We start from the raw sequence: 20,876 nt of genomic DNA, 5'->3' as shown, positions 1-20,876 counted from the left end.
GAACACTAGAACTAGATTCATAGTGACCATAGGGGGATGAAAGAAGTATGATGAAGCAAATTCTTCTCATTACGGACGGATGCTCCAATGTAGGGATTCAGCCCGCCATTGCCGCCGCGGAGGCAAGGGACAACGGGATAACGGTTAATGTAGTAGGCATTATAGATTATGGTACGATTGGACAATTGGGGGCTTGCGAGATTGAGGAGATTGCTAGTGCAGGCGGCGGGGTTAGCCGCATTGTGCAATCGCATGAGCTGTCTCAGACGATTCAGATGATGACGCGCAAGACCGTTGTACAGACGATCCAGCAAGCTGTGAACAAGGAATTGAAGCTTATATTGGGTGATACTGCGGAGGAAGGCGTACAGGCTCTCCCTCTAGAAAAGCGCTCTGAAGTTGTTCGTGTCATGGACGAGATGACGGAACAGACGCCACTTAAGGTTGCACTGCTTATTGATGCTAGTGCAAGCATGAAGCCGAAACTAGTCGCAGTGGAGGAGGCGATACGGGATTTAATGCTCAGCCTGCAAGCAAGAAGCGGCAAGAGCGAGCTATCCGTTTTTCATTTTCCGGGCCCATATGGGGGAAAGGAAGCTGTTCAGGATTTGGAGTGGACTGATGAGATTTCTCGTGCGAAAAAGTTGTTCCAGCGGCTGAATATGCGTGGGACGACGCCAACAGGTCCTGCTTTGCTACAAGTCGTGGATTATTACCGAACGGTACCTCGCTCTGCAGCTCAGAAAGCGGAAACAGTGACTGTGGATCATCATGAACGAATGGAAATGGACGGGATATGGAGTGACTACATCGTTTAAAGTAAGGCGACAACTCAATACAGCATCCCATAAGAGGGAGCTTCGCCATCAGCTGCGAGCAGGCATGATGATGCAAGGTGTATGGAATCATCGTGTCTATCGTATTGAACGTCTGCTTGGACGCGGTGCCAATGGAGTTGTCTATCTAGTGACGATGTTGTCGGCTTCTGACGACAGACATGGGGGGGCGGTTGGAACCTTTGCGTTAAAAATTAGCGCCAATGCCGTTGACCTTCAATCGGAGGTAAATGCGCTTGGCAGCCTCGAAAAGCAGCGTAAAACGCTCTCCCGAATGTCAGATCGACAAGACAATCGACCCTTCCTGGTCGATGTAGATGATGCAGATGTGAATGGGGAACGTATTTCCTTTTATGTGATGCGCTATGTTCCCGGTGAGAGCATTACCGCTTATATTCGAAAGAAGGGGCCTAAGTGGTATGGTATTGTGGGAGGAAAGCTTCTGGCGAAGCTGCATAATGTACATCGTCATGGATGGGTATTCGGCGATCTGAAGGCTGAGAATGTGATCGTTGGAAACGGTGGTGAAGTAGAGCTTGTTGACTATGGGGGGCTGACTGGCAAGGGGAAGAGTGTAAAACAATTTACGGAGATGTACGATCGTGGGTATTGGCATGCAGGCTCGCGGACGGCTGATGACGGCTATGATCTGTTTTCTTTTGCGATACTGACGATTCATGTGCTCGGAGGCAAGGGGCTTCGTGAACGCATGAAGAAAGCGCTGCCGCAAATGCGGGAAGCAAAGGAGTTATTGGATATAATACACGCCCATCCTGTTTTGCGGCTATATGAGCCATGGCTCATTCATGCAATTAAGGGGACATTTGCAAGCTCAGAAGAAGCATGCCGAATGTGGAATGATATAAGTCGCCGCTTGCATCGATCGGGGATGAGGCCACACCGGCCTACGCCACTATGGATGAAGTGGTTTTTTGCCGTATCCGTTATTTTGTTTACGATTAGTATCGTTTGGTGGACGAGCAGCTTCGAATAATGGAATTTCTAAATTGTGGTCCCATGGTAACAATCATATGCATCTTATCCGTCGACACAACGTAGTTATACTTACATACTTACTTATTAAGAAGTGTTCAAAAGGACAGCAGATAGTTCCAATCGTCTTAGTAGAGAATGCAAAATAACAAACTCACTAGAGCATGGTGGGATAGAAATAGTGTCTTTTTGCCAGACTTCAAACATTTGGTATCATCATACATAATGAATTAAGAAGGAAACGATACTGCTTTCACTCGGAAATAGGTCAGAGTGATGCAGGCAGGAAGGCTATGACGGGAGTCGGGGATGAATGATGACAGCAGGACAATCAACAGGTGGTGGACCATTTGATGCTTGGCACAAATGGATCGCACAGCGGGAAATTGAGTGGTGCAGGAAAAAGTTGTGGAGCCAAGGTGCTGTAATTGTAGTAGCTGTATCCGGTGGGCCGGATTCGATGCTGCTTCTTCATGCATTGACTGCACTGGATGAACGCAGCGACTGCAAACCAGGCAAGCTTATTGTTGCCCACGTGCATCACGGCTTTCGCGGTCAGGAATCGGACGAAGAGGCCGAGTTCGTGGAGCAGGAAACCGTAAAACTGGGCTTACCATTTGAGATGATTCGTGTTGATGCGCCTGGTCTATCGAAACGGGAAGGGCTCAATCCACAAGCGGCAGCGCGACAGCTGCGATACGAGTTTCTTATCCAGATTGCACATCGCTATGCGGCCACCCATATAGCTCTTGCTCACCATGCGGATGATCAAGCCGAAACAGTGCTCATGCGTATGATCCGAGGAACGGGCATCACAGGATTGGCGGGAATGGCATGGAGCCGCGAGGAGGATGGACTGCATTATATTCGGCCATTACTCGATCTGCGCAAAGCGGAAGTGCTGCAACGGTGTGACGAGCGGGGAATACCTTACGTGACAGATAGCAGTAATGCCAAACGTAGTTATTTTCGCAATCGGATGAGGCTAGATATTATCCCTCAGCTAGAGGAGGAGAACCCTAAACTTGTTGAGGCCATGTGCAGAATGGCAGACGCGCTACGTGATGAGGACGATTATATGGAATACGAGACACGAAAGCTGTTTCAACGCCACGTAAAGGCGGTAAACGGTGATAAATCCGTTGATAGCAATTCAGCTCCTTTTATCCCGCATGTGCAGACAGGATATATTCTTGATCGGAACACCTTTCTTGGACTACATGTAGCTTTACAACGCAGGTTGATTAAACTAATATTAAATTATCTTACACGAGGTTCGGATCAGATTGATTTTGAAGCCGTTGACTCAGCAAGAGTGAGAGCAGCAGGCGAGTGTTCGACTACGTGGAGGGTGGATGTTGCTCAGGACATTGTATTTGCGCGTGAATATGGGCGTTTGCTATGGCTTCGGATACACCATGAACATAAAGAAGGTGCAGACTGTAAGGCTAGCTTTACGATACATAGAACCGATGCAATGGGGCAATTGTTCTTACCGGACAACAACAGCACGTTACGATGGCTGACTTCAGAAGAACTGAAGGGCTGCGGCAATTCCGGATCCATGGAAGAAATTTCTGTGGGCCAACATCATCACGGACAGGCTTGGGAAGCTTCTTTTGATGCGGATGGGCTGTGCTGGCCGCTTGTTGTTCGTACTCGGCAGCCGGGAGATCGGATGCGGATACAAGGACTAAATGGCAGCAAAAAGGTGCAAGATATGTTCGTTGACTTGAAAATCGCGCCGTCATTGCGCGACACGATTCCTCTTGTTGCGGACGCGAACGGACACGTTGTGTGGATACCTGGGGTACGGCGTTCTAATGCGGCATACGTGCAGTCTTCGACACAGGCGGTCATTCATTTTGCACTGGAGGGCGGAGCCCATGAGCGATCTGTCCATCCATGAGGTAACGAAGACATTGCCGGTCATTGGCATGCCGCATGGAACGAATAACGTTCACATAAGATTGAGTATTCACAATAGGAGGGCCCATCATTGCAGAACGACATTGAGAAGGTAGTATTTAGTGAGGAGCAGCTTCAAGCAAGAGTAAAGGAACTGGGCGAACAGATTAGCCGCGATTATGCGGGTAAATGTCCGCTCGTTATTTGCGTGCTCAAAGGTGCGTTCATCTTTATGGCCGATTTGGTCAAAAATGTTACAGTACCATTGGAATTGGATTTCATGGCTGTATCCAGTTATGGGGCATCGACGAAGTCGTCGGGTGTGGTACGTATTTTGAAAGACTTGGATGTATCGGTTGAAGGGCGCGATGTCCTCATTGTAGAGGATATTATTGATACAGGGCTGACACTTAGTTACCTCATTGAGGTACTTCAGGGTCGTAAGGCGAACTCGATCCGTGTAGTTACTCTGTTCGATAAGCCTGCACGACGCACCACTAATATGGAAGCAGACTACAAAGGATTCGTCCTGCCGGATGAGTTTATCGTTGGGTACGGACTTGATTTTGCCGAGAAGTACCGCAACCTACCATACATTGGCGTATTGAAGCGTGAGATTTATTCCGACGAGGTGTAAAATCATTCACTCTCATCGCTTGGATGGTCAAGTTGTGATGGCAATACGTGCTATGATACAATAACTTCGTGTCTTTGAGAGGAGGTTGGGGATGAATCGCTTTTTTAAGAACTCTGGTTTTTATCTGATTCTTTTTCTAGTCGTGGTCGGCATTGTCCAATTTATTGGTAACGGCGGAGAAACCACGGAAACCCCGAGATATGACCAGTTTCGCAAAGAGCTAGCGGCCAACAATATAGACGAAATGACGATTCAATATGAAGGTCGAGCATATTTGGTCATCGGTAAATATAAGAAAATTCCAGATGGACAGAAATCTCAGCAGTTTGTAACTTATATTCCAGATAGTTCACCAGCTATTGAGGAGATTATGAAGGCCGATACGGCTCAAGATTCCTTAAAGCTGACTTGGAAGAAGATGGAGGAGCAAAGTCTCTGGCTAACTGTTCTTACTTCCTTCATTCCTTTTGTCATTATGTTCATCCTGTTCTTCTTCTTCTTTAATCAGGCTCAAGGTGGCGGCGGCAAGGTTATGAATTTCGGCAAAAGCCGCGCTCGCTTGTATAACGAAGAGAAGAAGCGTGTTACCTTCGAAGATGTAGCAGGGGCGGATGAAGAGAAGCAGGAATTGGTCGAGGTTGTCGAATTCCTTAAGGATCCGCGCAAATTTGCTGCTCTTGGCGCACGTATTCCGAAGGGTGTTCTGTTGAATGGCCCTCCGGGTACAGGTAAAACATTGCTTGCTCGCGCAGTAGCAGGTGAGGCAGGAGTTCCATTCTTTAGCATTTCAGGTTCCGACTTCGTTGAAATGTTTGTCGGTGTCGGCGCATCCCGTGTGCGTGACCTGTTCGAAAATGCGAAGAAAAATGCTCCTTGTATTATCTTTATTGATGAAATTGATGCTGTCGGTCGTCAACGCGGCGCCGGTCTTGGCGGTGGCCATGATGAGCGGGAACAGACTCTTAACCAATTGCTCGTTGAGATGGACGGTTTCGGTGCCAATGAAGGAATTATCATTGTAGCTGCAACGAACCGACCAGATATTCTTGATCCAGCATTGCTCCGTCCAGGTCGTTTCGACCGTCAAATTACAGTAGATCGCCCTGACTTGAAGGGACGGGAAGCTGTGTTGAAGGTTCATGCGCGCAACAAGCCGCTGAACAAGGACGTGAAGTTGAATACAATTGCTAAGCGGACAACAGGCTTTACGGGTGCCGACTTGGAGAATTTGCTGAATGAAGCGGCATTGCTTGCAGCTCGCAAGAACCATAAAGACATTACGATGACAGATGTGGACGAAGCGATCGACCGTGTTATCGTAGGTACAGAGAAGCGCAGCCGCATGATCAGCGAACGTGAAAAACGAATTGTCGCGTTCCACGAAGCCGGTCATACCATTATCGGATACTTCTTGGAACATGCAGATATGGTGCATAAGGTTACAATTATTCCTCGTGGACGCGCAGGCGGATACGTCATTATGCTTCCGAAGGAAGATCGCATGCTTACAACGAAGCAAGAGCTTCTTGACAGAATTACCGGCTTGTTAGGCGGCCGTGTAGCTGAGGAATTGTTCATCGGCGAAATCGGTACAGGCGCATATAGCGACTTCCAGCAAGCAACTCGCATTGTACGCAGTATGATTATGGAATACGGCATGAGCGACAAGCTTGGCCCAATGCAGTTCGGTAATCGCCAAGGCGAAGTGTTCCTCGGTCGTGATCTTGGACACGAACAGAACTACTCTGATGCGATTGCTTATGAGATTGATCAAGAAATGCAGCGGATCATCAATGAGTGCTACGAGCGTGCAAAAACATTGCTCACGAAGCATACTCGTGAAGTGAACCTTATTGCGAATACGTTGCTGGAATTGGAAACACTTGAGCTTGATCAAATCAAGCAATTGATTGAAAATGGCCATATTACGGGAGCGAAATCGGATAGCGACGACTCTGGCAACACAACGGGATCAGCTGAAACTTCTTTCACAACGCCGATCATCGAAACGACTGGTGATGTGAAGGTGAACCTCGTTGGCAAGCCGGAGAAGCTTGGCCCTTCGCAATGGGACTCCACAGCTGGAGCTAAGCCGGAAGGCGATATCCCGAACGGAGCTTCGCCAGAGGATTTCCGCAGCAATGAGACGTCAAGCGTTGAACGTCCAGATGCTCCTTCCGAGCAGTCAGATGCGAACACAGAAACGAAAGACAGCACAGATGATAACAAGAACAATAACCAATAGTTTAGCCCTCATTCGCCGATTCGGCGATTGTGAAGAGTGCACCTTAGCGTGCACTCTTTTTTTATGATCGTGGAAATATAGGGGGCCGTCCCGATTGTGAATTGACACAGCCATAGGCGTTGTGTAAATTAAGTGTTAATGACTACACTAAGAGGGAACTCATGCATACAGTTGACAAAGGCGTGCCGCGTCGCATGGCATGATAGAATTTTCACTTGAGTGTGGGAGCTTGTACCTGATGGAAATTATGATGTTTCTATAGGTCGTGCGATTATAACCTGTCATCGTACAACGTTGTCACCGTTGATGATGCGTCATGCAGGGATCCATATTCCTGCTAGTTGCGTATTAGGAAGACATCAAGATTGAAGCAGCGGGCGAGTTCGCGCTCTACCGTTCGCGGCAAAGCGTTGATCGATGTCGATGTCATTTCCGTTACAAGCGTTTCCATATTTATAACGGTCGACATCAATCTTGACTTGAATGCGAAGAAAGAGGGATAGAACTGTGATTCTCGTTATCGATGTAGGAAATACAAATATTGTTCTAGGTGTATATCAACAGGAGACGCTGCAGCATTTTTGGAGGCTGTCAACGAATCGCCAAGCCACGGCTGATGAATATGGCGTCATGATCCATAACTTATTTTCACTTGCAGGACTTTCTGTTAAGGATATCGACGGGGTTATTATATCGTCTGTCGTTCCACCAATTATGTCTACGATGGAATTATTGTGTGAAACATACTTATACAAGACACCGCTTATCGTTGGTCCGGGTGTGAAAACTGGTTTGAACATTCGTTATGAGAATCCGCGTGAGGTAGGGGCCGATCGCATCGTGAATGCGGTAGCAGCCATTGAGCAGTATGGCGGCGAGATGCCGCTTGTTGTTGTGGATTTCGGGACGGCAACGACATTTGATGTCATTGATGTGCAAGGCAATTATTTGGGCGGTGCTATTGTGCCGGGGATTGGTATCTCGACGGAAGCGCTCTACCAACGTGCGGCGAAGCTGCCCCGCATTGAGCTGACGAAGCCGAAGTCTGTTATCGGCCGCAATACAGTTCATTCCATGCAAGCAGGCATTATCTTTGGTTATGCTGGTCAGGTTGATGGAATCGTCGATCGCATAAGTCAGGAATTAGGGGCACAACCTAAGGTGGTAGCTACGGGCGGTCTGGCAGATCTGATTGCAAGTGAATCACGCACAATCGACACTACGAATCCGCTGCTTACGCTTGAAGGGCTGCGTCTCATTTACAATCGCAATCAATAATATAGAGAATCGTTGTAAACTGTCATTCGTTTAAAAATATGCAAGGCAACAGGAGGCACTCATGGAAGAGAGTAAGGAACAACAGAACGTCACACAAGGTGCAGCTCAAGATATGCTTATCCGTGGAACTGGACTGGGTGGGAAGGTTCGTATTTTTGCGGCGCGCACGACAGGATTGGTCAATGAGCTGCAACGTCGTCATGGTACATACCCAACGGCAACAGCAGCATTGGGACGTACGGTAACTGCTGCAGCAATGATGGGTGCTATGCTGAAGGGTGAGGAGAAGCTCACGGTTCAGGTAAAGGGAGACGGTCCTATCGGACAAGTCGTTGCAGATGCCAATGCACGTGGAGAGGTTCGGGGCTACGTTACGCATCCCCAAGTTCATTTGGCAAGCAACGCTGAAGGCAAGCTGGATGTTGCGGGAGCAGTAGGCCGCAGCGGTTTCATTCATATTACGAAGGATTTAGGATTGAAGGAGCCTTACCGTGGAAGCTCCCCGATTATTTCGGGAGAACTGGGAGAAGATTTTACGTATTACTTCGCAACATCAGAGCAGACACCATCCGCAGTTGGACTTGGTGTGCTTGTCGATACGGACAGCTCGGTACTTCATGCAGGTGGCTTTATTATCCAGTTGCTTCCAGGTTTGTCTGATGGAGAGATTACCGAAATTGAGCGATCATTAAGCATGCTGCCGCCGGTAACAGCTTTGCTTGATCAAGGTATGGAGCTTGATGAGCTCGTAACATGGATCGTGAAGGAAGTAAACATTATGGATCGGATGCCGATTGTATTCCAATGCCAGTGCTCAAGAGAACGCGTGGAGAGTACGCTTATCAGCTTGGGACAGGAAGAACTGCAGACGATTATCGATGAAGATCACAAGGCAGAAGTTGTATGTCATTTCTGCAATGAGTCATACAAATTCAATCGTGATGATTTAGAGAAACTGGTTGCGGCAGCGACAAAGAAAAAGCAGTCATAAGGGAAGTGTAAGCGCAGGCGCGTTAAAGGAAATACGAGGTAAGGGAAGCAAGCGATATGACGAGAGAAGTCAAGAGCTTATGGGGCTGCATTATTGTACTGTTTGCCTGTGTAATTGTGCTTGCAGGCATTCTGATTTTACGGCTTGACGTCCCGGTCAAGTCACCCGAGGCTGCTTCCTCCGATTCCTCATCCGTCGTTGCGTCAGTAGGAACGCATAAGATTACGCGTGCACAATGGAATAGAGAATTGGAGCAGCAGTACGGTGGGTTAGTGCTGGAGCAGATGCTGACGAACCGAGCGGCAGACCAAGAGGCGAAGTCGTTAGGTATTGAGGTGACTTCCGAAGAAGTTACCCGAGAGATTAAGCGTCAAATGAAGGGTTATGAGAGTGAGGAAGCTTACTTTCAAGCCATGAAAGAACAACTGGGAATGAGCCCAGAGCAATTGAGTCAAGACATGCGCAATCAACTCCTATTGGAAAAAATCGCAACGTACGGCATTGATATTGGTGATGCTGATATCGACGAGTATATGCGTGAACATAAGGGCGAGTATGAACCTGTAAACTCCTATCAAGTAGCACATATTACGGTATCAAACAAAACCGATGCTGAAGCGATTCTTGATCGTATTAAGCAAGGCGAAGATTTCCCTTCACTCGCGGGAGAACTCTCGCTTGACTCCTTCTCATCACAGCAAGGTGGACGAATGGGCTGGATCGATGAGGATGATCCATTCTTGGATCATGCGGAGCTGAATCAAGTGTCTCAGATGGATGTCGGCGACATTTCTCCGCCAGTTAAGATTAAGGATGGCTATGCCATTATTAATTTGGTTGGCAAGAGGGAAGTTAGGCCTGAACAGCATGACGAAATGCGAGAGCGTGTTCGTAAAGAAATCGCGTTAGAGAAAACTCCACCATTGGTGCAGTGGCGAAAAGCATTACGTGAGAAGTATGGCGCAGCCATTGCAGACACAGCATTTACAACTGAGTGAGATGGCATGAATGGCGGTCCGCCAGAATAAGATGACTTATTCTGGCGGGCTGCTTTTTTTCTGCCTCTTATCGAGAGAATAGCGAATAATTTTGGGAGGTCTATTGACATTCGACAAATGGCTTGCTAATATTGATTAAAACCTAGTGAATTAGTCGGAAATATAAATTTAATTCCTATTAACCTATGGGAGGGCTCTCTATGCCAAGAATCGTCAATAGCGTAACCGAACTAATCGGGGATACTCCACTTGTACGTCTGAATCGAATTGTACCGGAAGATAGCGCGGAAATCTATGTAAAGCTGGAATATCAGAATCCGGGCTCTAGTGTTAAAGACCGGATAGCAATAAGTATGATTGAGGTTGCCGAGCAAGAAGGCATTTTGAAGCCTGGGGATACAATTGTAGAGCCAACAAGCGGCAATACAGGCATTGGTCTTGCAATGGTGGCTGCTGCGAAAGGATATAAGGCCATTCTGGTTATGCCTGAGACGATGAGCATCGAGCGCCGCAATCTCCTGCGAGCTTATGGAGCTGAGCTTGTTTTGACTCCGGGAGCAGAAGGGATGAACGGTGCGGTTCGCAAGGCGGAAGAGCTAGCACAAGAGAACCCTACTTATTTCATTCCTCAACAATTTAAAAACCAAGCGAACGTGAAGATTCACCGAGAAACGACAGGTCCGGAAATTGTCGAAGCTATTCAATCGTTGGATGGCAAGCTGGATGCGTTTATCGCAGGAATTGGCACCGGAGGAACGATTTCGGGAGCAGGTGAAGTGCTGAAGGAGAACTTCCCTGGAATCCGAATTGCGGCCGTCGAACCAGCGGCATCTCCATTATTGTCTGGAGGCAAGCCGGGGCCGCACAAAATCCAAGGAATTGGAGCTAACTTCATACCAGATATTTTAAACCGCGATATCTACGATCAGATTATTACGGTTGAAAACGAAGATGCATTTGAAACAGCGCGTCGCGTTGCGAAGGAGGAAGGCATCTTAGTCGGCATTTCCTCTGGTGCAGCGATCTATGCTGCCCTGCAGATTGCAAAGGAGTTGGGAACCGGCAAGCGCATTGTCGCTGTCGTTCCAAGCAACGGAGAGCGTTACTTGAGCACACCGTTATTTAATTTCGAAGATTAACGCATGTATCCCCTTATCCGGTAACGTGTACGGTAGCGAAGGCTGCTGAGCGCAGGACTGTGATGAGGGGATTTTTATATCCGGTAAAATGCAAAAAATGTAAGACGGTCGTCTTTTCATCCGAAGCCCCATTGTTTATACTAATCAGTAATCTGATGACGTTTATCATCCAGGAGGAATTGGGATCGATAAACAGGGATGATGGATTAGGATAAAGAGGTGGAAATGTGATTGAATCAGCAGTGGTAAATGGACAGGCGCTTATTGCACGGGAGCAATGGCACCGTTTTATCGATAATCAATATACGATACTTCCTTATGTGACCAAATATGATCTGGAGCCAGGAAGCACGCATATCTCTTCCTGGGAGTCTGCATGGGCGGGAGCTGGATCGTACACTTTTGTACTTGAGAGTGGTAAGGGTGGACGCTACACAATTGTAGGGATAAATCCTGCATCTATGATAAGGGGGAAGGGACGTACGGCTCAGGTTATAATGTCAGACGGAACTGAGCTGACGCATGAGGGGACCCCGTTAGAAATGTTGAAGGAATGGATGTCTCCTTATCGAGCGCCTCGAATCACAGGACTGCCCGATTTCACTGGCGGATGTGTTGGTTATATAAGCTATGATATTGCCAGATCGATCGAACGGCTTCCCGAGCTAGCAGAGGATGACCTGAATTTGCCGGACTTTGTATTTATGCAAATGAATGATCTCTGGATCATTGATCATAAGGAACAGGCAATGTATTGTGCAGTCATGACAGAATGCGACTCGTCTTCTATATCGATGTCCAAGCGCCAAGCAGCGGATGGCTCGACCGCATGTGGATCTCTTGATGAAAATGTTGAGTGGGCTTCAGTACACTATGCGCTTGCTGAACAGCGTGCGTACAAGATGAAGGAGCAGTGGGACACATGGTGGGAAGCTGGTAATACGGAGAAGACGAAGGAGGCTGTGCAGCGTCGCCAACGATGGTTGAAAGAAGACCATAATCTTGAAATGGATGCACTGCAAGGTGTACAGACCGCATTCCCTAAGGAGAATTTCGAGAAGGCTGTAAGGCAGATCCAACAGTATATTTGTCAGGGCGATGTATTTCAGGTAAACCTCTCCATGAGACAGACGCGAACCCTGCGCGAAACCCCGGAACGGCTCTATGAATGGCTGAGGGTGCTAAACCCATCTCCCTACATGGGCTTGCTCCGTTTCCCAGACTTCCAACTCGTATCCTGTTCTCCAGAGCTGCTGGTTAGCATGAAGCAAGGTGAGATCAGCACTCGTCCAATCGCAGGTACGAGACGCAGAGGGCATAATCTAGAAGAGGATGCGCGTATGGCGGAGGAGCTGCGTACGAACGAGAAGGAACGGGCGGAGCACATTATGCTCGTTGATTTGGAGCGCAACGATGTTGGCCGTATTTCAGAGTATGGATCTGTACGGGTTGAAGAGCTGATGGCGATCGAGTATTATTCGCATGTGATGCATTTGGTATCTGAAGTGAAGGGAAAGTTGGCGGCGGGCAAGGATGCCTTTGATGTGCTTCGTGCGACATTTCCAGGGGGGACGATTACAGGAGCACCCAAGGTACGCACGATGGAAATCATTGAGGAACTGGAGCCTGTTCGCAGAGGTCCGTATACAGGGTCATTCGGTTGGATTGACTATAATGGCGACATGGAATTTAATATAATTATCCGTACCATGACAGTGAAGGATGGTGTCGGACATATTCAAGCGGGAGCGGGTATCGTTATCGATTCCAATCCAGAGCGCGAGTATAAGGAGAGCTGGAACAAGGCAAAGGCCTTGTGGAAAGCTGTGCAGCTGAGCGAACGCGACATGATGGAGCGGGGAGACTAGATTAGTGAAGGCGTGCTGATTGGCACGACTGAGAGAGGATGAGCATAGCATGATACTTGTTATCGATAATTATGATTCTTTTACGTATAACCTGGTACAGTATTTAGGAGAGCTTGGAGAAGAGATACAAGTATATCGCAATGACGAGATCGACATTCAAGGTATCGAGAAGCTTCAGCCCGATCATTTGCTGCTGTCGCCTGGGCCATGCACACCAAATGAAGCGGGGATCACATTGGACGTAATCGCGCATTTTAAAGGCAAGATTCCTATCTTTGGCGTATGCTTAGGTCATCAGGCCATCGGACAGGCTTTTGGCGGCAAGGTTGTACGGGCACAACGATTGATGCACGGAAAGACATCCCCTATTTATCATGAGCAGCAGTCTGTTTTTGAAGGGCTTCCTAGTCCATTTACAGCAACACGATATCATTCACTGCTGGTGGAACGGGGGTCGCTGCCCGATTGCCTTGAGATTACAGCTACTACGGAAGAAGGGGAAATTATGGGTCTTCGACACAAGGAATATCCGATTGAGGGAGTTCAATTCCATCCGGAGTCCATAATTACAGATCATGGACATCAGATGCTGCGCAACTTCTTGAAGAAGAGGGTAGGCAGCTAAATGGATATTATCGGGTGGAATGGGAAGGTAGTACCAGTTGATCAAGCCGCGGTTTCGGTAATGGACCACGGCTTTTTATACGGAATGACTTTGTTTGAAACGATGCGAACATATGGAGGAAGGCCATTTTTGCTGGAACGGCATATGGAACGGCTGACATCGGCTTGCAATATACTTGGCATTGATTATAGGATGGATACCATACAGATAGAGCAGGTAGAGCGCCACATACGAGAGGTCATGGATGCGAATGGCTTGAAAGAAGCGTACGTTCGTTATACCGTGAGTGCAGGCGAGAATGGGTTTGGGCTGCCGATCGGAGAGTATGTACGCCCAAATGTGCTCGTGCTAGTGAAGCCGTTGCCTGCATTCCTTGATGAACTGTATGAACAGGGAAAGCCGCTGCAGTTGCTTCATACAAGACGAAACGGGCCAGAAGCAGATGTTCGCTTTAAGTCGGGCCAATACATGAATAATATCGTTGCTAAGCGCGAACTGGTGCGATTGAATAGCTCTGCGCAAGGAGCGGAAGGTCTTATGTTGGATCAGAACGGTCATATATCGGAAGGCATTGTGAGCAATGTGTTCTTTGTACAGGATGGACGTCTATATACACCGGATTTATCGACTGGCATACTGCCGGGCATTACAAGACAGTGGGTTATTGAGCTTGCTGGACAAGCGAATATCGATGTAGAGGAAGGGAAGTATGAATGGAAGCGGCTCTGGCATGCAGATGAGGTGTTCTTAACAACCTCGGTGCAAGAGCTGGTGCCGGTTACTTCCCTCATTGATACGGAAGGTCAGGCGAAGCAATTGGGCGGCGGGCAAGCGGGCGATTGCACGCGTATGCTGTTGAGCTTGTATCGCGCCACCACTGTACGCATCATATAGACCGGAGTAGGAATTACACGAGCCCTTAGGGGATTTAATATGCCGTGTCTAGGCAGTTGGATTGCATGTACCAATCCGACCATCCAGGACGGTAGAGAGGGGATGCAAGTATGTTGCAACCGACGTTTTGGAAGCACACGTATATATGGGATCAGGCTAAATTGACTTTAGGTAAGCGAACCTTGGTGCAAGGTATATTAAATGTAACGCCAGATTCCTTTTCCGACGGAGGCTGTTATGATCGAATAGATCGTGCGTTGGCACACGCAAAGGAAATGGTTGCGCAGGGAGCGGACATTATCGATATTGGCGGAGAGTCCACGCGACCCGGCCATGAACCAGTTGGGCAGGAAGAGGAGCTACGGCGGGTAATTCCCGTGATTGAGGCGCTTCAAGAAGCAATGCCCCATATTCCATTGTCTATTGACACGTATAAGGCGGAAGTCGGTAGACGGGCTTTAGAAGCGGGAGCGCATATTCTAAATGATATTTGGGGCTGCAAGCGCGAGCCGGAAATGGCCCGTGTAGCTGCTAACTATGGTTGCCCTATCATTTTGATGCACAACCGCCCGGAGCAGAAATACGAACGTTATGTAGATGATGTAAAGAGGGATCTGCTGGAGAGTGTGGCAATTGCGAAGACGGCTGGTGTTGAAGATCAGAATATATGGCTGGATCCGGGAATCGGATTTGCGAAAGATTACGAGGACAATTTGATGCTCATGCACCATTTGGATGAGCTTGTTGAACTCGGATACCCCGTATTGCTGGGGACATCACGCAAGCGGTTCATTCGCGAGACGCTTCAGCTTCCAGTGGATGCTTTGATTCACGGGACGGCAGCTACCGTATCAATTGGCGTGGCACAGGGCTGCCAGATTGTGCGCGTGCATGATGTAGGGGAAATCGTGCAGACCGTTCGTATGTGTGATGCTATGTTATACCCGAGAGAACGGATGGAGGCTTCGGAGCAATAATGATATAACATAACCCTAAATTGGTGTAGAAGGGGAGAATAGTGATGGTAAGTACAAAAGTATCGCGGCCTGACCGTATGCAGTTGCACGGAATGGAGCTGTTCGGGCGCCATGGTGTATTTGAAGAGGAACGGAAATTGGGACAACGCTGGATTGTCGATCTAGATTTGCAGGTAGATTTGCGCGAAGCTGGTAGATCTGATCAGTTGGAGTATTCGATTAACTATGCTGAAATATACAATACGGTTAAGCACATTGTCGAAGAGGAATCCTACCAGCTTGTCGAAGCGATTACAGAACGTATTGCAGCTGTTCTCCTAGAGACGTATTCGCTAATCAGAGAAGCAACCGTTCGCGTGACAAAGCCTCACCCACCGTTCGACATTCATTTCCGAGGCGTAACGATTGAAATGACGAGAGTTCGGGCGGAAGCGAACCCAACCGGGAGCGAGGCATAACAGATGAATGAAGTAAAGAAGAAGCATCGCGAAATAAAGCTGGACTTCGCAGGAATGGATAGCGAGACGGTAACACATACTGGAGAGCAGACTGCTTATATTGCGCTCGGTTCCAATATTGGCGTACGGGAGCGGGCTTTGTATGATGCATTGTCGTTTCTGCATGGACATGGACAAATACATGTTGCAAGCTGCTCTGCAATATATGAGACCGATCCGGTTGGATATGAGGATCAGCCTGCCTTTCTAAACATGACGGCTTGTGTTCGGACAACATTGCAGCCTGATGAGCTGCTGAAGGCGATGCTTGCGATTGAGAAGCAAATGGGGCGCGTGCGGGATGTTCGCTGGGGCCCGCGTATCATTGATTTGGATTTGCTGTGGATGGGCGAGACTTCGTGGAATACAGACCTGCTTACATTGCCGCATCCTCGTATGGGAGAGCGGCTGTTCGTACTCGTGCCGCTTGCTGATATTGTTCCTGAGTCGGCTGTCGAATTGCACGCATTCGTTCATCATGCCTTGGGAACACTGGATGGGAAGGAAGGTATTCGGAAGTGGAGTCCTTGCAAGTGGCCAAGCGAATCCGGGCTTTCCGCAAGCTTAGGGGATTAACACAGCAGCAATTGTCTGATCGCGTGCGTATCTCTGTATCTGTGCTCGGTGAAATCGAGCGGGGACATCGAAAAATCGATGAACAGATGATGAATGAAATTTGCAAGCAATTAAATATTTCACATGATGAACTGGCATCACCGGGTTCCTTTCGGTAAAATGGAACATTGGTAATCCTGTTTTATATATAACTGTGAGGCTTATGGGGTCTCATGGATAAGGATAGAGTTGAAAGGAGTGCGAGCTATGCTGAAAATTGCAAATATCGAAATGAAAAACCAAGTTGTGCTTGCGCCCATGGCTGGGGTGTGCAACCCTGCCTTCCGTCTCATTGCGAAGGAATTCGGCTGCGGACTCGTATGCGCAGAAATGGTTAGTGACAAGGCTCTTGTACATGGCAATGAGCGTACCCGCGAGATGCTGTATGTAGATGATCGGGAGAAGCCGCTTAGTCTGCAGATTTTTGGCGGGGATCGCAAATCGCTCGTCGAAGCTGCCAAAATTGTCGATAAAGATTCAAATGCCGATATTATTGATATCAACATGGGATGCCCTGTACCGAAGGTCACGAAGTGCGATGCAGGTGCCCGTTGGCTTCTTAACCCAGAGAAAATATACGAGATGGTGTCGGCCGTTGTTGATGCTGTCGATAAACCAGTTACGGTTAAGATGAGAATCGGCTGGGATCACGATCATATTTATGTCGTGGAAAATGCTAAGGCAGTTGAGCGAGCTGGCGGTCAAGCGGTTAGCGTGCATGGACGTACGCGCGAGCAGCTGTATACCGGTCAAGCGGACTGGAGCTATATCCGCCAAGTTAAGGAAAATGTCTCAATTCCGGTTATCGGCAACGGGGATGTGTTCTCTCCGGAAGACGCGAAGCGTATGCTGGAAGAAACAGGATGCGACGGCGTCATGATCGGACGCGGTGCACTGGGCAATCCGTGGATGCTGTACCGCACGATTGAGTATTTGACGACTGGCGAGCTGCTCCCAGATCCATCTGCAGAAGAGAAGGTTCGTATTGCGCTTGTTCATATGGATCGCCTCATTGCGCTTAAAGGCGAGCAGGTTGCGGTGAAGGAGATGCGCAAGCATCTGGCATGGTACTTGAAGGGATTGCCTTCTGCCGCGCGTGTGAAAGATGCCATCATGGAAGAGACACGCCGCGACGAAGTTGCCCGCATGCTGGAGGAGTATGTACGTCAAGTGAATGAGAAGCAAGAGGCTGAATCTACGGTACAGTAAATGGCACAATAGAAGCTGTTGCGGGCGCACGCTCAGGGTATCGAAGCGTTTTCAAGGGCATGTGCTGTCTCATTGACTTTTGCAAATCCATCCCATATAATTCAACAATAGAAAATTGGCCTCGGGCTTGGTGTATATTACACGGCTATGTATGACAAAGAACGACCAAGTTGTGGAGTCATGATGTGGCAATCAAGCCATATGATGAACTATAGCATTCGCATCGGCTGCATTCGCATCGATCGTTGTTGGCGGCCCTGAGGCTGGATGCGAAATATATCATGACAGGAGAATCGGTAAGATGAGCGATAAAGAAGTCATTCTGACCCAGGACGGTCTGAAGAAGCTGGAGGATGAGCTTGAAAACCTCAAATCCGTTAAACGTCGTGAAGTGGCAGAGCGGATTAAAGTAGCGATCGGCTACGGCGACATCAGCGAGAACTCCGAATATGAAGATGCGAAGAATGAACAGGCATTCATTGAAGGTCGTATCATTACATTGGAAAAAATGCTTCGCAACGCGCGCATTATTAACAACGATGAAATTGATACAGATATCGTAAGCATCGGATCTACTGTTATCGTAGAAGACTTGGAATTCGGCGACAAGATGGAATATACAATTGTCGGTACTGCTGAATCCGATCCATTGAAGAACCGGATTTCGAATGAAAGCCCGGTAGGTAAAGCAATTTTGGGTAAGCAAAAGGGCACAACTGTGGATGTGAACGTTCCAGCAGGTGTGATTCAATACAAAATTCTCGAGATTAAGCGCTAATCATCTGCGGTATCGCAGCATGCAGCGCCAAGCATGAGAAGTTGGGATGAAAGCTTCCATACATGGAAGCTTTTTTCACCAAATGAGCGGTATGATGAAGTGTGGGCAATGTTCCCTCTTTTTCATGAAAAGAAATGAAAGAACATGAAAGCTAAGTTCAGTTCAAGCATTTATCATATATCATGGAATATTGCGATTTAATGTATACAAGGAGTGGAGTGAAATGACGGACGTCGTCAATCAAGAAACGGAATTAAGTGAATTGCTGCAAATTCGCCGCAACAAATTGGACGAGCTTCGGAAGCTGGGCGTAGATCCGTTCGGTACAAAATACGAGCGTACAACAACTGCCAAAGAAGTGTTGGATAAGTATGACGGGATGGAGAAGGAAGAGCTTCAGGAATCCGGCATTGAGGTCAGCCTGGCAGGGCGCATCATGGCAAAGCGCGGTATGGGCAAAGCTAGCTTTGCGCACATTCAGGACTTGTCCGGCCGTATTCAAATTTATGTTCGTCAAGATACAATCGATGAGAAGAAATTTGAAGCTTACAGCCTGCTTGACCTAGGAGACATCATTGGTGTTCGTGGTACGGTATTCAAAACGAAGACAGGTGAATTGTCCATTAAAGTGCTGGAGCTTGAGATTTTGTCGAAGTCGCTCTTGCCGCTTCCAGAAAAATATCATGGCCTGAAGGACGTGGAAATGCGTTACCGTCAGCGCTATGTTGACTTGATTATGAACCCGGATGTTCAGCAGACGTTCGTCACTCGCTCGCGCATTATTCAATCGATGCGTCGCTATTTGGATTCCCATGGCTACTTGGAAGTGGAAACACCGACACTCCATGCAATTGCTGGTGGTGCGGCGGCGCGTCCGTTCATCACGCATCATAATGCTCTCGACATGACACTCTACATGCGTATTGCGATTGAGCTCCACTTGAAGCGTTTGATCGTAGGCGGATTGGAGAAAGTGTATGAAATCGGACGCGTATATCGCAACGAAGGGATTTCAACACGCCACAATCCAGAATTCACGATGATTGAATTATATGAGGCATACGCAGATTACAACGATATCATGAACCTGACGGAAAATCTGGTTGCGCATATTGCACAAGAAGTGTTGGGTACAACGAAGATCCAGTATCAGAACCACGAAGTTGATCTGACGCCGCAATGGCGCCGTGTATCGATGGTGGATGCAGTTAAAGAAGTAAAAGGCGTTGATTTCTCTGCGCAGATGACTGATGAAGAAGCGCATCGCATAGCGAAGGAACACAATGTGAAGGTAGAGCCGCACTACACATTCGGTCATATTCTGAATGCATTCTTCGAAGAGTTCGTAGAAGAAACATTGATTCAGCCTACATTCGTAACGGGTCATCCGGTTGAAATTTCTCCGCTTGCGAAGAAGAATGACAAGGATCCACGCTTCACAGATCGCTTCGAGCTGTTCATCGTTGCGCGTGAGCATGCGAATGCATTCTCCGAGCTTAATGATCCAATTGATCAGCGTCAACGCTTTGAGGCGCAATTGGAAGAGCGTGAGCACGGTAATGATGAAGCACATGAAATGGACGATGACTTCATTCGTGCATTGGAATACGGCATGCCGCCAACAGGTGGACTTGGTATCGGTGTCGATCGACTCGTTATGCTGTTGACGAATGCACCGTCTATCCGTGATGTGCTATTGTTCCCTCATATGCGTGAGCGCAGCAACTAAACTAACGTGTTCTATAAGAAGGATCGAATCCTAGACGGCAAGTCTGGACTCGATCCTCTTTTGTTGTTTGGATAAGCAGATGGCCTGATGAGGCCGATGTACTATTGATACATTGACAACGTCTATTAAATAATAACGATCGGGTAGGTTGTTTGAATTAAATCAAATAACATGAGGTTTTGTTGGCCGAAAAGCTTATGCTAAAAGGGTTTCCTACATGTAGAGAGAAGAAAAAAGAATAAAATTCAAAAAGTAATTTTTTACCTGTTGCATACTGTTGGTGGTCGTGATATATTATATGAGTCGCCGCTGAGAGACGCGGTGAACGAAAGCGAAAGAGGCGATAAGCCGAAGCGCTGGAATGAAGATTGTTCTTTGAAAACTGAACAACGAGCAACGTTTGTGAATGAGGTAGCAATACCTCGTCAAAAGATATGAGCAGTTCAAACTTAACTTTAACGGAGAGTTTGATCCTGGCTCAGGACGAACGCTGGCGGCGTGCCTAATACATGCAAGTCGAGCGGACTTGATGGAGTGCTTGCACTCCTGATGGTTAGCGGCGGACGGGTGAGTAACACGTAGGTAACCTGCCCATAAGACTGGGATAACCCACGGAAACGTGAGCTAATACCAGATAGGCATTTTCCTCGCATGAGGGA

At 47.9% G+C, this 20,876-nt stretch carries 20 protein-coding genes and 1 rRNA gene; all 21 read left to right on the top strand.

Translation table 11 applies throughout. The features are described from left to right. Positions 1 to 50 precede the first annotated feature (50 nt). Positions 51 to 818 (top strand): vWA domain-containing protein, encoded by a 768-nt coding sequence (locus ACQ5BJ_RS25625; RefSeq protein WP_289356786.1) that lies wholly within the window; start codon positions 51 to 53, stop codon positions 816 to 818. Beyond that, the gene (locus ACQ5BJ_RS25620) at positions 772 to 1,830 is read left to right on the top strand and encodes a protein kinase domain-containing protein (RefSeq protein ID WP_262866521.1); all 1,059 of its coding nucleotides are present in this window, start codon (positions 772 to 774) and stop codon (positions 1,828 to 1,830) included. The genes ACQ5BJ_RS25625 and ACQ5BJ_RS25620 overlap by 47 nt, the downstream gene beginning before the upstream one ends. Before the next feature lie 312 nt (positions 1,831 to 2,142). After that, on the top strand, positions 2,143 to 3,738 hold the full coding sequence (gene tilS, locus ACQ5BJ_RS25615) for a tRNA lysidine(34) synthetase TilS (RefSeq protein ID WP_430112960.1): 1,596 nt from the start codon (positions 2,143 to 2,145) through the stop codon (positions 3,736 to 3,738). 90 nt (positions 3,739 to 3,828) lie between these two features. Further along, positions 3,829 to 4,374, top strand: a complete 546-nt coding sequence (gene hpt, locus ACQ5BJ_RS25610) for a hypoxanthine phosphoribosyltransferase (protein WP_005545570.1) — start codon at positions 3,829 to 3,831, stop codon at positions 4,372 to 4,374. A 91-nt stretch (positions 4,375 to 4,465) separates the two neighbouring features. Continuing rightward, entirely contained in the window at positions 4,466 to 6,619 is a 2,154-nt protein-coding gene (ftsH, locus tag ACQ5BJ_RS25605) for an ATP-dependent zinc metalloprotease FtsH (RefSeq protein WP_005545572.1), read from the top strand. Positions 6,620 to 6,984: 365 nt separating this feature from the next. After that, positions 6,985 to 7,122 carry a hypothetical protein gene (locus ACQ5BJ_RS25600; protein ID WP_157266715.1) on the top strand — a complete coding sequence of 46 codons (138 nt, stop codon included), beginning with the start codon at positions 6,985 to 6,987 and terminating at the stop codon, positions 7,120 to 7,122. Between the two features lie 4 nt (positions 7,123 to 7,126). Then, on the top strand, positions 7,127 to 7,897 hold the full coding sequence (locus tag ACQ5BJ_RS25595; protein WP_005545574.1) for a type III pantothenate kinase: 771 nt from the start codon (positions 7,127 to 7,129) through the stop codon (positions 7,895 to 7,897). A gap of 61 nt (positions 7,898 to 7,958) precedes the next feature. Beyond that, positions 7,959 to 8,888, top strand: a complete 930-nt coding sequence (gene hslO, locus ACQ5BJ_RS25590; RefSeq protein ID WP_430112963.1) for an Hsp33 family molecular chaperone HslO — start codon at positions 7,959 to 7,961, stop codon at positions 8,886 to 8,888. 56 nt (positions 8,889 to 8,944) lie between these two features. After that, positions 8,945 to 9,886, top strand: coding sequence for a SurA N-terminal domain-containing protein (locus ACQ5BJ_RS25585; RefSeq protein WP_005545578.1), 942 nt, complete (start codon positions 8,945 to 8,947; stop codon positions 9,884 to 9,886). Between the two features lie 200 nt (positions 9,887 to 10,086). Further along, positions 10,087 to 11,025, top strand: coding sequence for a cysteine synthase A (gene cysK / locus ACQ5BJ_RS25580; protein ID WP_163979498.1), 939 nt, complete (start codon positions 10,087 to 10,089; stop codon positions 11,023 to 11,025). A gap of 227 nt (positions 11,026 to 11,252) precedes the next feature. Then, positions 11,253 to 12,893 (top strand): anthranilate synthase component I family protein, encoded by a 1,641-nt coding sequence (locus ACQ5BJ_RS25575; protein ID WP_430112966.1) that lies wholly within the window; start codon positions 11,253 to 11,255, stop codon positions 12,891 to 12,893. 49 nt (positions 12,894 to 12,942) lie between these two features. Further along, on the top strand, positions 12,943 to 13,518 hold the full coding sequence (gene pabA, locus ACQ5BJ_RS25570; protein WP_268621190.1) for an aminodeoxychorismate/anthranilate synthase component II: 576 nt from the start codon (positions 12,943 to 12,945) through the stop codon (positions 13,516 to 13,518). After that, entirely contained in the window at positions 13,519 to 14,412 is an 894-nt protein-coding gene (locus ACQ5BJ_RS25565) for an aminotransferase class IV (RefSeq protein ID WP_005545589.1), read from the top strand. A 110-nt stretch (positions 14,413 to 14,522) separates the two neighbouring features. After that, positions 14,523 to 15,389: a dihydropteroate synthase gene (folP, locus tag ACQ5BJ_RS25560; RefSeq protein ID WP_430112967.1), complete on the top strand. Its 867-nt coding sequence runs from the start codon at positions 14,523 to 14,525 to the stop codon at positions 15,387 to 15,389. 44 nt (positions 15,390 to 15,433) lie between these two features. Next, positions 15,434 to 15,847, top strand: a complete 414-nt coding sequence (gene folB, locus ACQ5BJ_RS25555) for a dihydroneopterin aldolase (protein WP_005545594.1) — start codon at positions 15,434 to 15,436, stop codon at positions 15,845 to 15,847. A 54-nt stretch (positions 15,848 to 15,901) separates the two neighbouring features. Beyond that, entirely contained in the window at positions 15,902 to 16,462 is a 561-nt protein-coding gene (gene folK / locus ACQ5BJ_RS25550; protein WP_051135103.1) for a 2-amino-4-hydroxy-6-hydroxymethyldihydropteridine diphosphokinase, read from the top strand. Then, positions 16,420 to 16,620: a helix-turn-helix domain-containing protein gene (locus ACQ5BJ_RS25545; protein ID WP_268621183.1), complete on the top strand. Its 201-nt coding sequence runs from the start codon at positions 16,420 to 16,422 to the stop codon at positions 16,618 to 16,620. The genes folK and ACQ5BJ_RS25545 overlap by 43 nt, the downstream gene beginning before the upstream one ends. 88 nt (positions 16,621 to 16,708) lie before the next feature. Then, positions 16,709 to 17,710 (top strand): tRNA dihydrouridine synthase DusB, encoded by a 1,002-nt coding sequence (dusB, locus tag ACQ5BJ_RS25540; RefSeq protein ID WP_005545599.1) that lies wholly within the window; start codon positions 16,709 to 16,711, stop codon positions 17,708 to 17,710. Between the two features lie 301 nt (positions 17,711 to 18,011). Beyond that, positions 18,012 to 18,488: a transcription elongation factor GreA gene (greA, locus tag ACQ5BJ_RS25535; RefSeq protein WP_005545600.1), complete on the top strand. Its 477-nt coding sequence runs from the start codon at positions 18,012 to 18,014 to the stop codon at positions 18,486 to 18,488. 223 nt (positions 18,489 to 18,711) lie between these two features. Beyond that, entirely contained in the window at positions 18,712 to 20,217 is a 1,506-nt protein-coding gene (gene lysS, locus ACQ5BJ_RS25530) for a lysine--tRNA ligase (protein ID WP_005545602.1), read from the top strand. 455 nt (positions 20,218 to 20,672) lie between these two features. Next, a 16S ribosomal RNA gene (locus ACQ5BJ_RS25525) occupies positions 20,673 to 20,876 on the top strand; the annotation flags it as partial.

Origin of the sequence: Paenibacillus sp. B1-35, from assembly GCF_050474385.1 — a bacterium.
Lineage (GTDB): Bacteria > Bacillota > Bacilli > Paenibacillales > Paenibacillaceae > Paenibacillus_B > Paenibacillus_B alvei.
This window is presented reverse-complemented; position numbering and strand designations above follow the sequence as displayed.

Excerpts from the sequence above, each read along its gene's own strand:
- ACQ5BJ_RS25625 (WP_289356786.1), top strand. The coding sequence starts at position 51 with ATGAAGCAAATTCTTCTCATTACGGACGGATGCTCCAATGTAGGGATT.
- ftsH (WP_005545572.1), top strand. The coding sequence starts at position 4,466 with ATGAATCGCTTTTTTAAGAACTCTGGTTTTTATCTGATTCTTTTTCTA.
- dusB (WP_005545599.1), top strand. The coding sequence starts at position 16,709 with ATGCTGAAAATTGCAAATATCGAAATGAAAAACCAAGTTGTGCTTGCG.
- hslO (WP_430112963.1), top strand. The coding sequence starts at position 7,959 with ATGGAAGAGAGTAAGGAACAACAGAACGTCACACAAGGTGCAGCTCAA.
- ACQ5BJ_RS25565 (WP_005545589.1), top strand. The coding sequence starts at position 13,519 with ATGGATATTATCGGGTGGAATGGGAAGGTAGTACCAGTTGATCAAGCC.
- lysS (WP_005545602.1), top strand. The coding sequence starts at position 18,712 with ATGACGGACGTCGTCAATCAAGAAACGGAATTAAGTGAATTGCTGCAA.
- cysK (WP_163979498.1), top strand. The coding sequence starts at position 10,087 with ATGCCAAGAATCGTCAATAGCGTAACCGAACTAATCGGGGATACTCCA.
- greA (WP_005545600.1), top strand. The coding sequence starts at position 18,012 with ATGAGCGATAAAGAAGTCATTCTGACCCAGGACGGTCTGAAGAAGCTG.
- ACQ5BJ_RS25620 (WP_262866521.1), top strand. The coding sequence starts at position 772 with ATGAACGAATGGAAATGGACGGGATATGGAGTGACTACATCGTTTAAA.
- tilS (WP_430112960.1), top strand. The coding sequence starts at position 2,143 with ATGATGACAGCAGGACAATCAACAGGTGGTGGACCATTTGATGCTTGG.
- folP (WP_430112967.1), top strand. The coding sequence starts at position 14,523 with ATGTTGCAACCGACGTTTTGGAAGCACACGTATATATGGGATCAGGCT.
- pabA (WP_268621190.1), top strand. The coding sequence starts at position 12,943 with ATGATACTTGTTATCGATAATTATGATTCTTTTACGTATAACCTGGTA.
- ACQ5BJ_RS25585 (WP_005545578.1), top strand. The coding sequence starts at position 8,945 with ATGACGAGAGAAGTCAAGAGCTTATGGGGCTGCATTATTGTACTGTTT.
- folK (WP_051135103.1), top strand. The coding sequence starts at position 15,902 with ATGGATAGCGAGACGGTAACACATACTGGAGAGCAGACTGCTTATATT.
- folB (WP_005545594.1), top strand. The coding sequence starts at position 15,434 with ATGGTAAGTACAAAAGTATCGCGGCCTGACCGTATGCAGTTGCACGGA.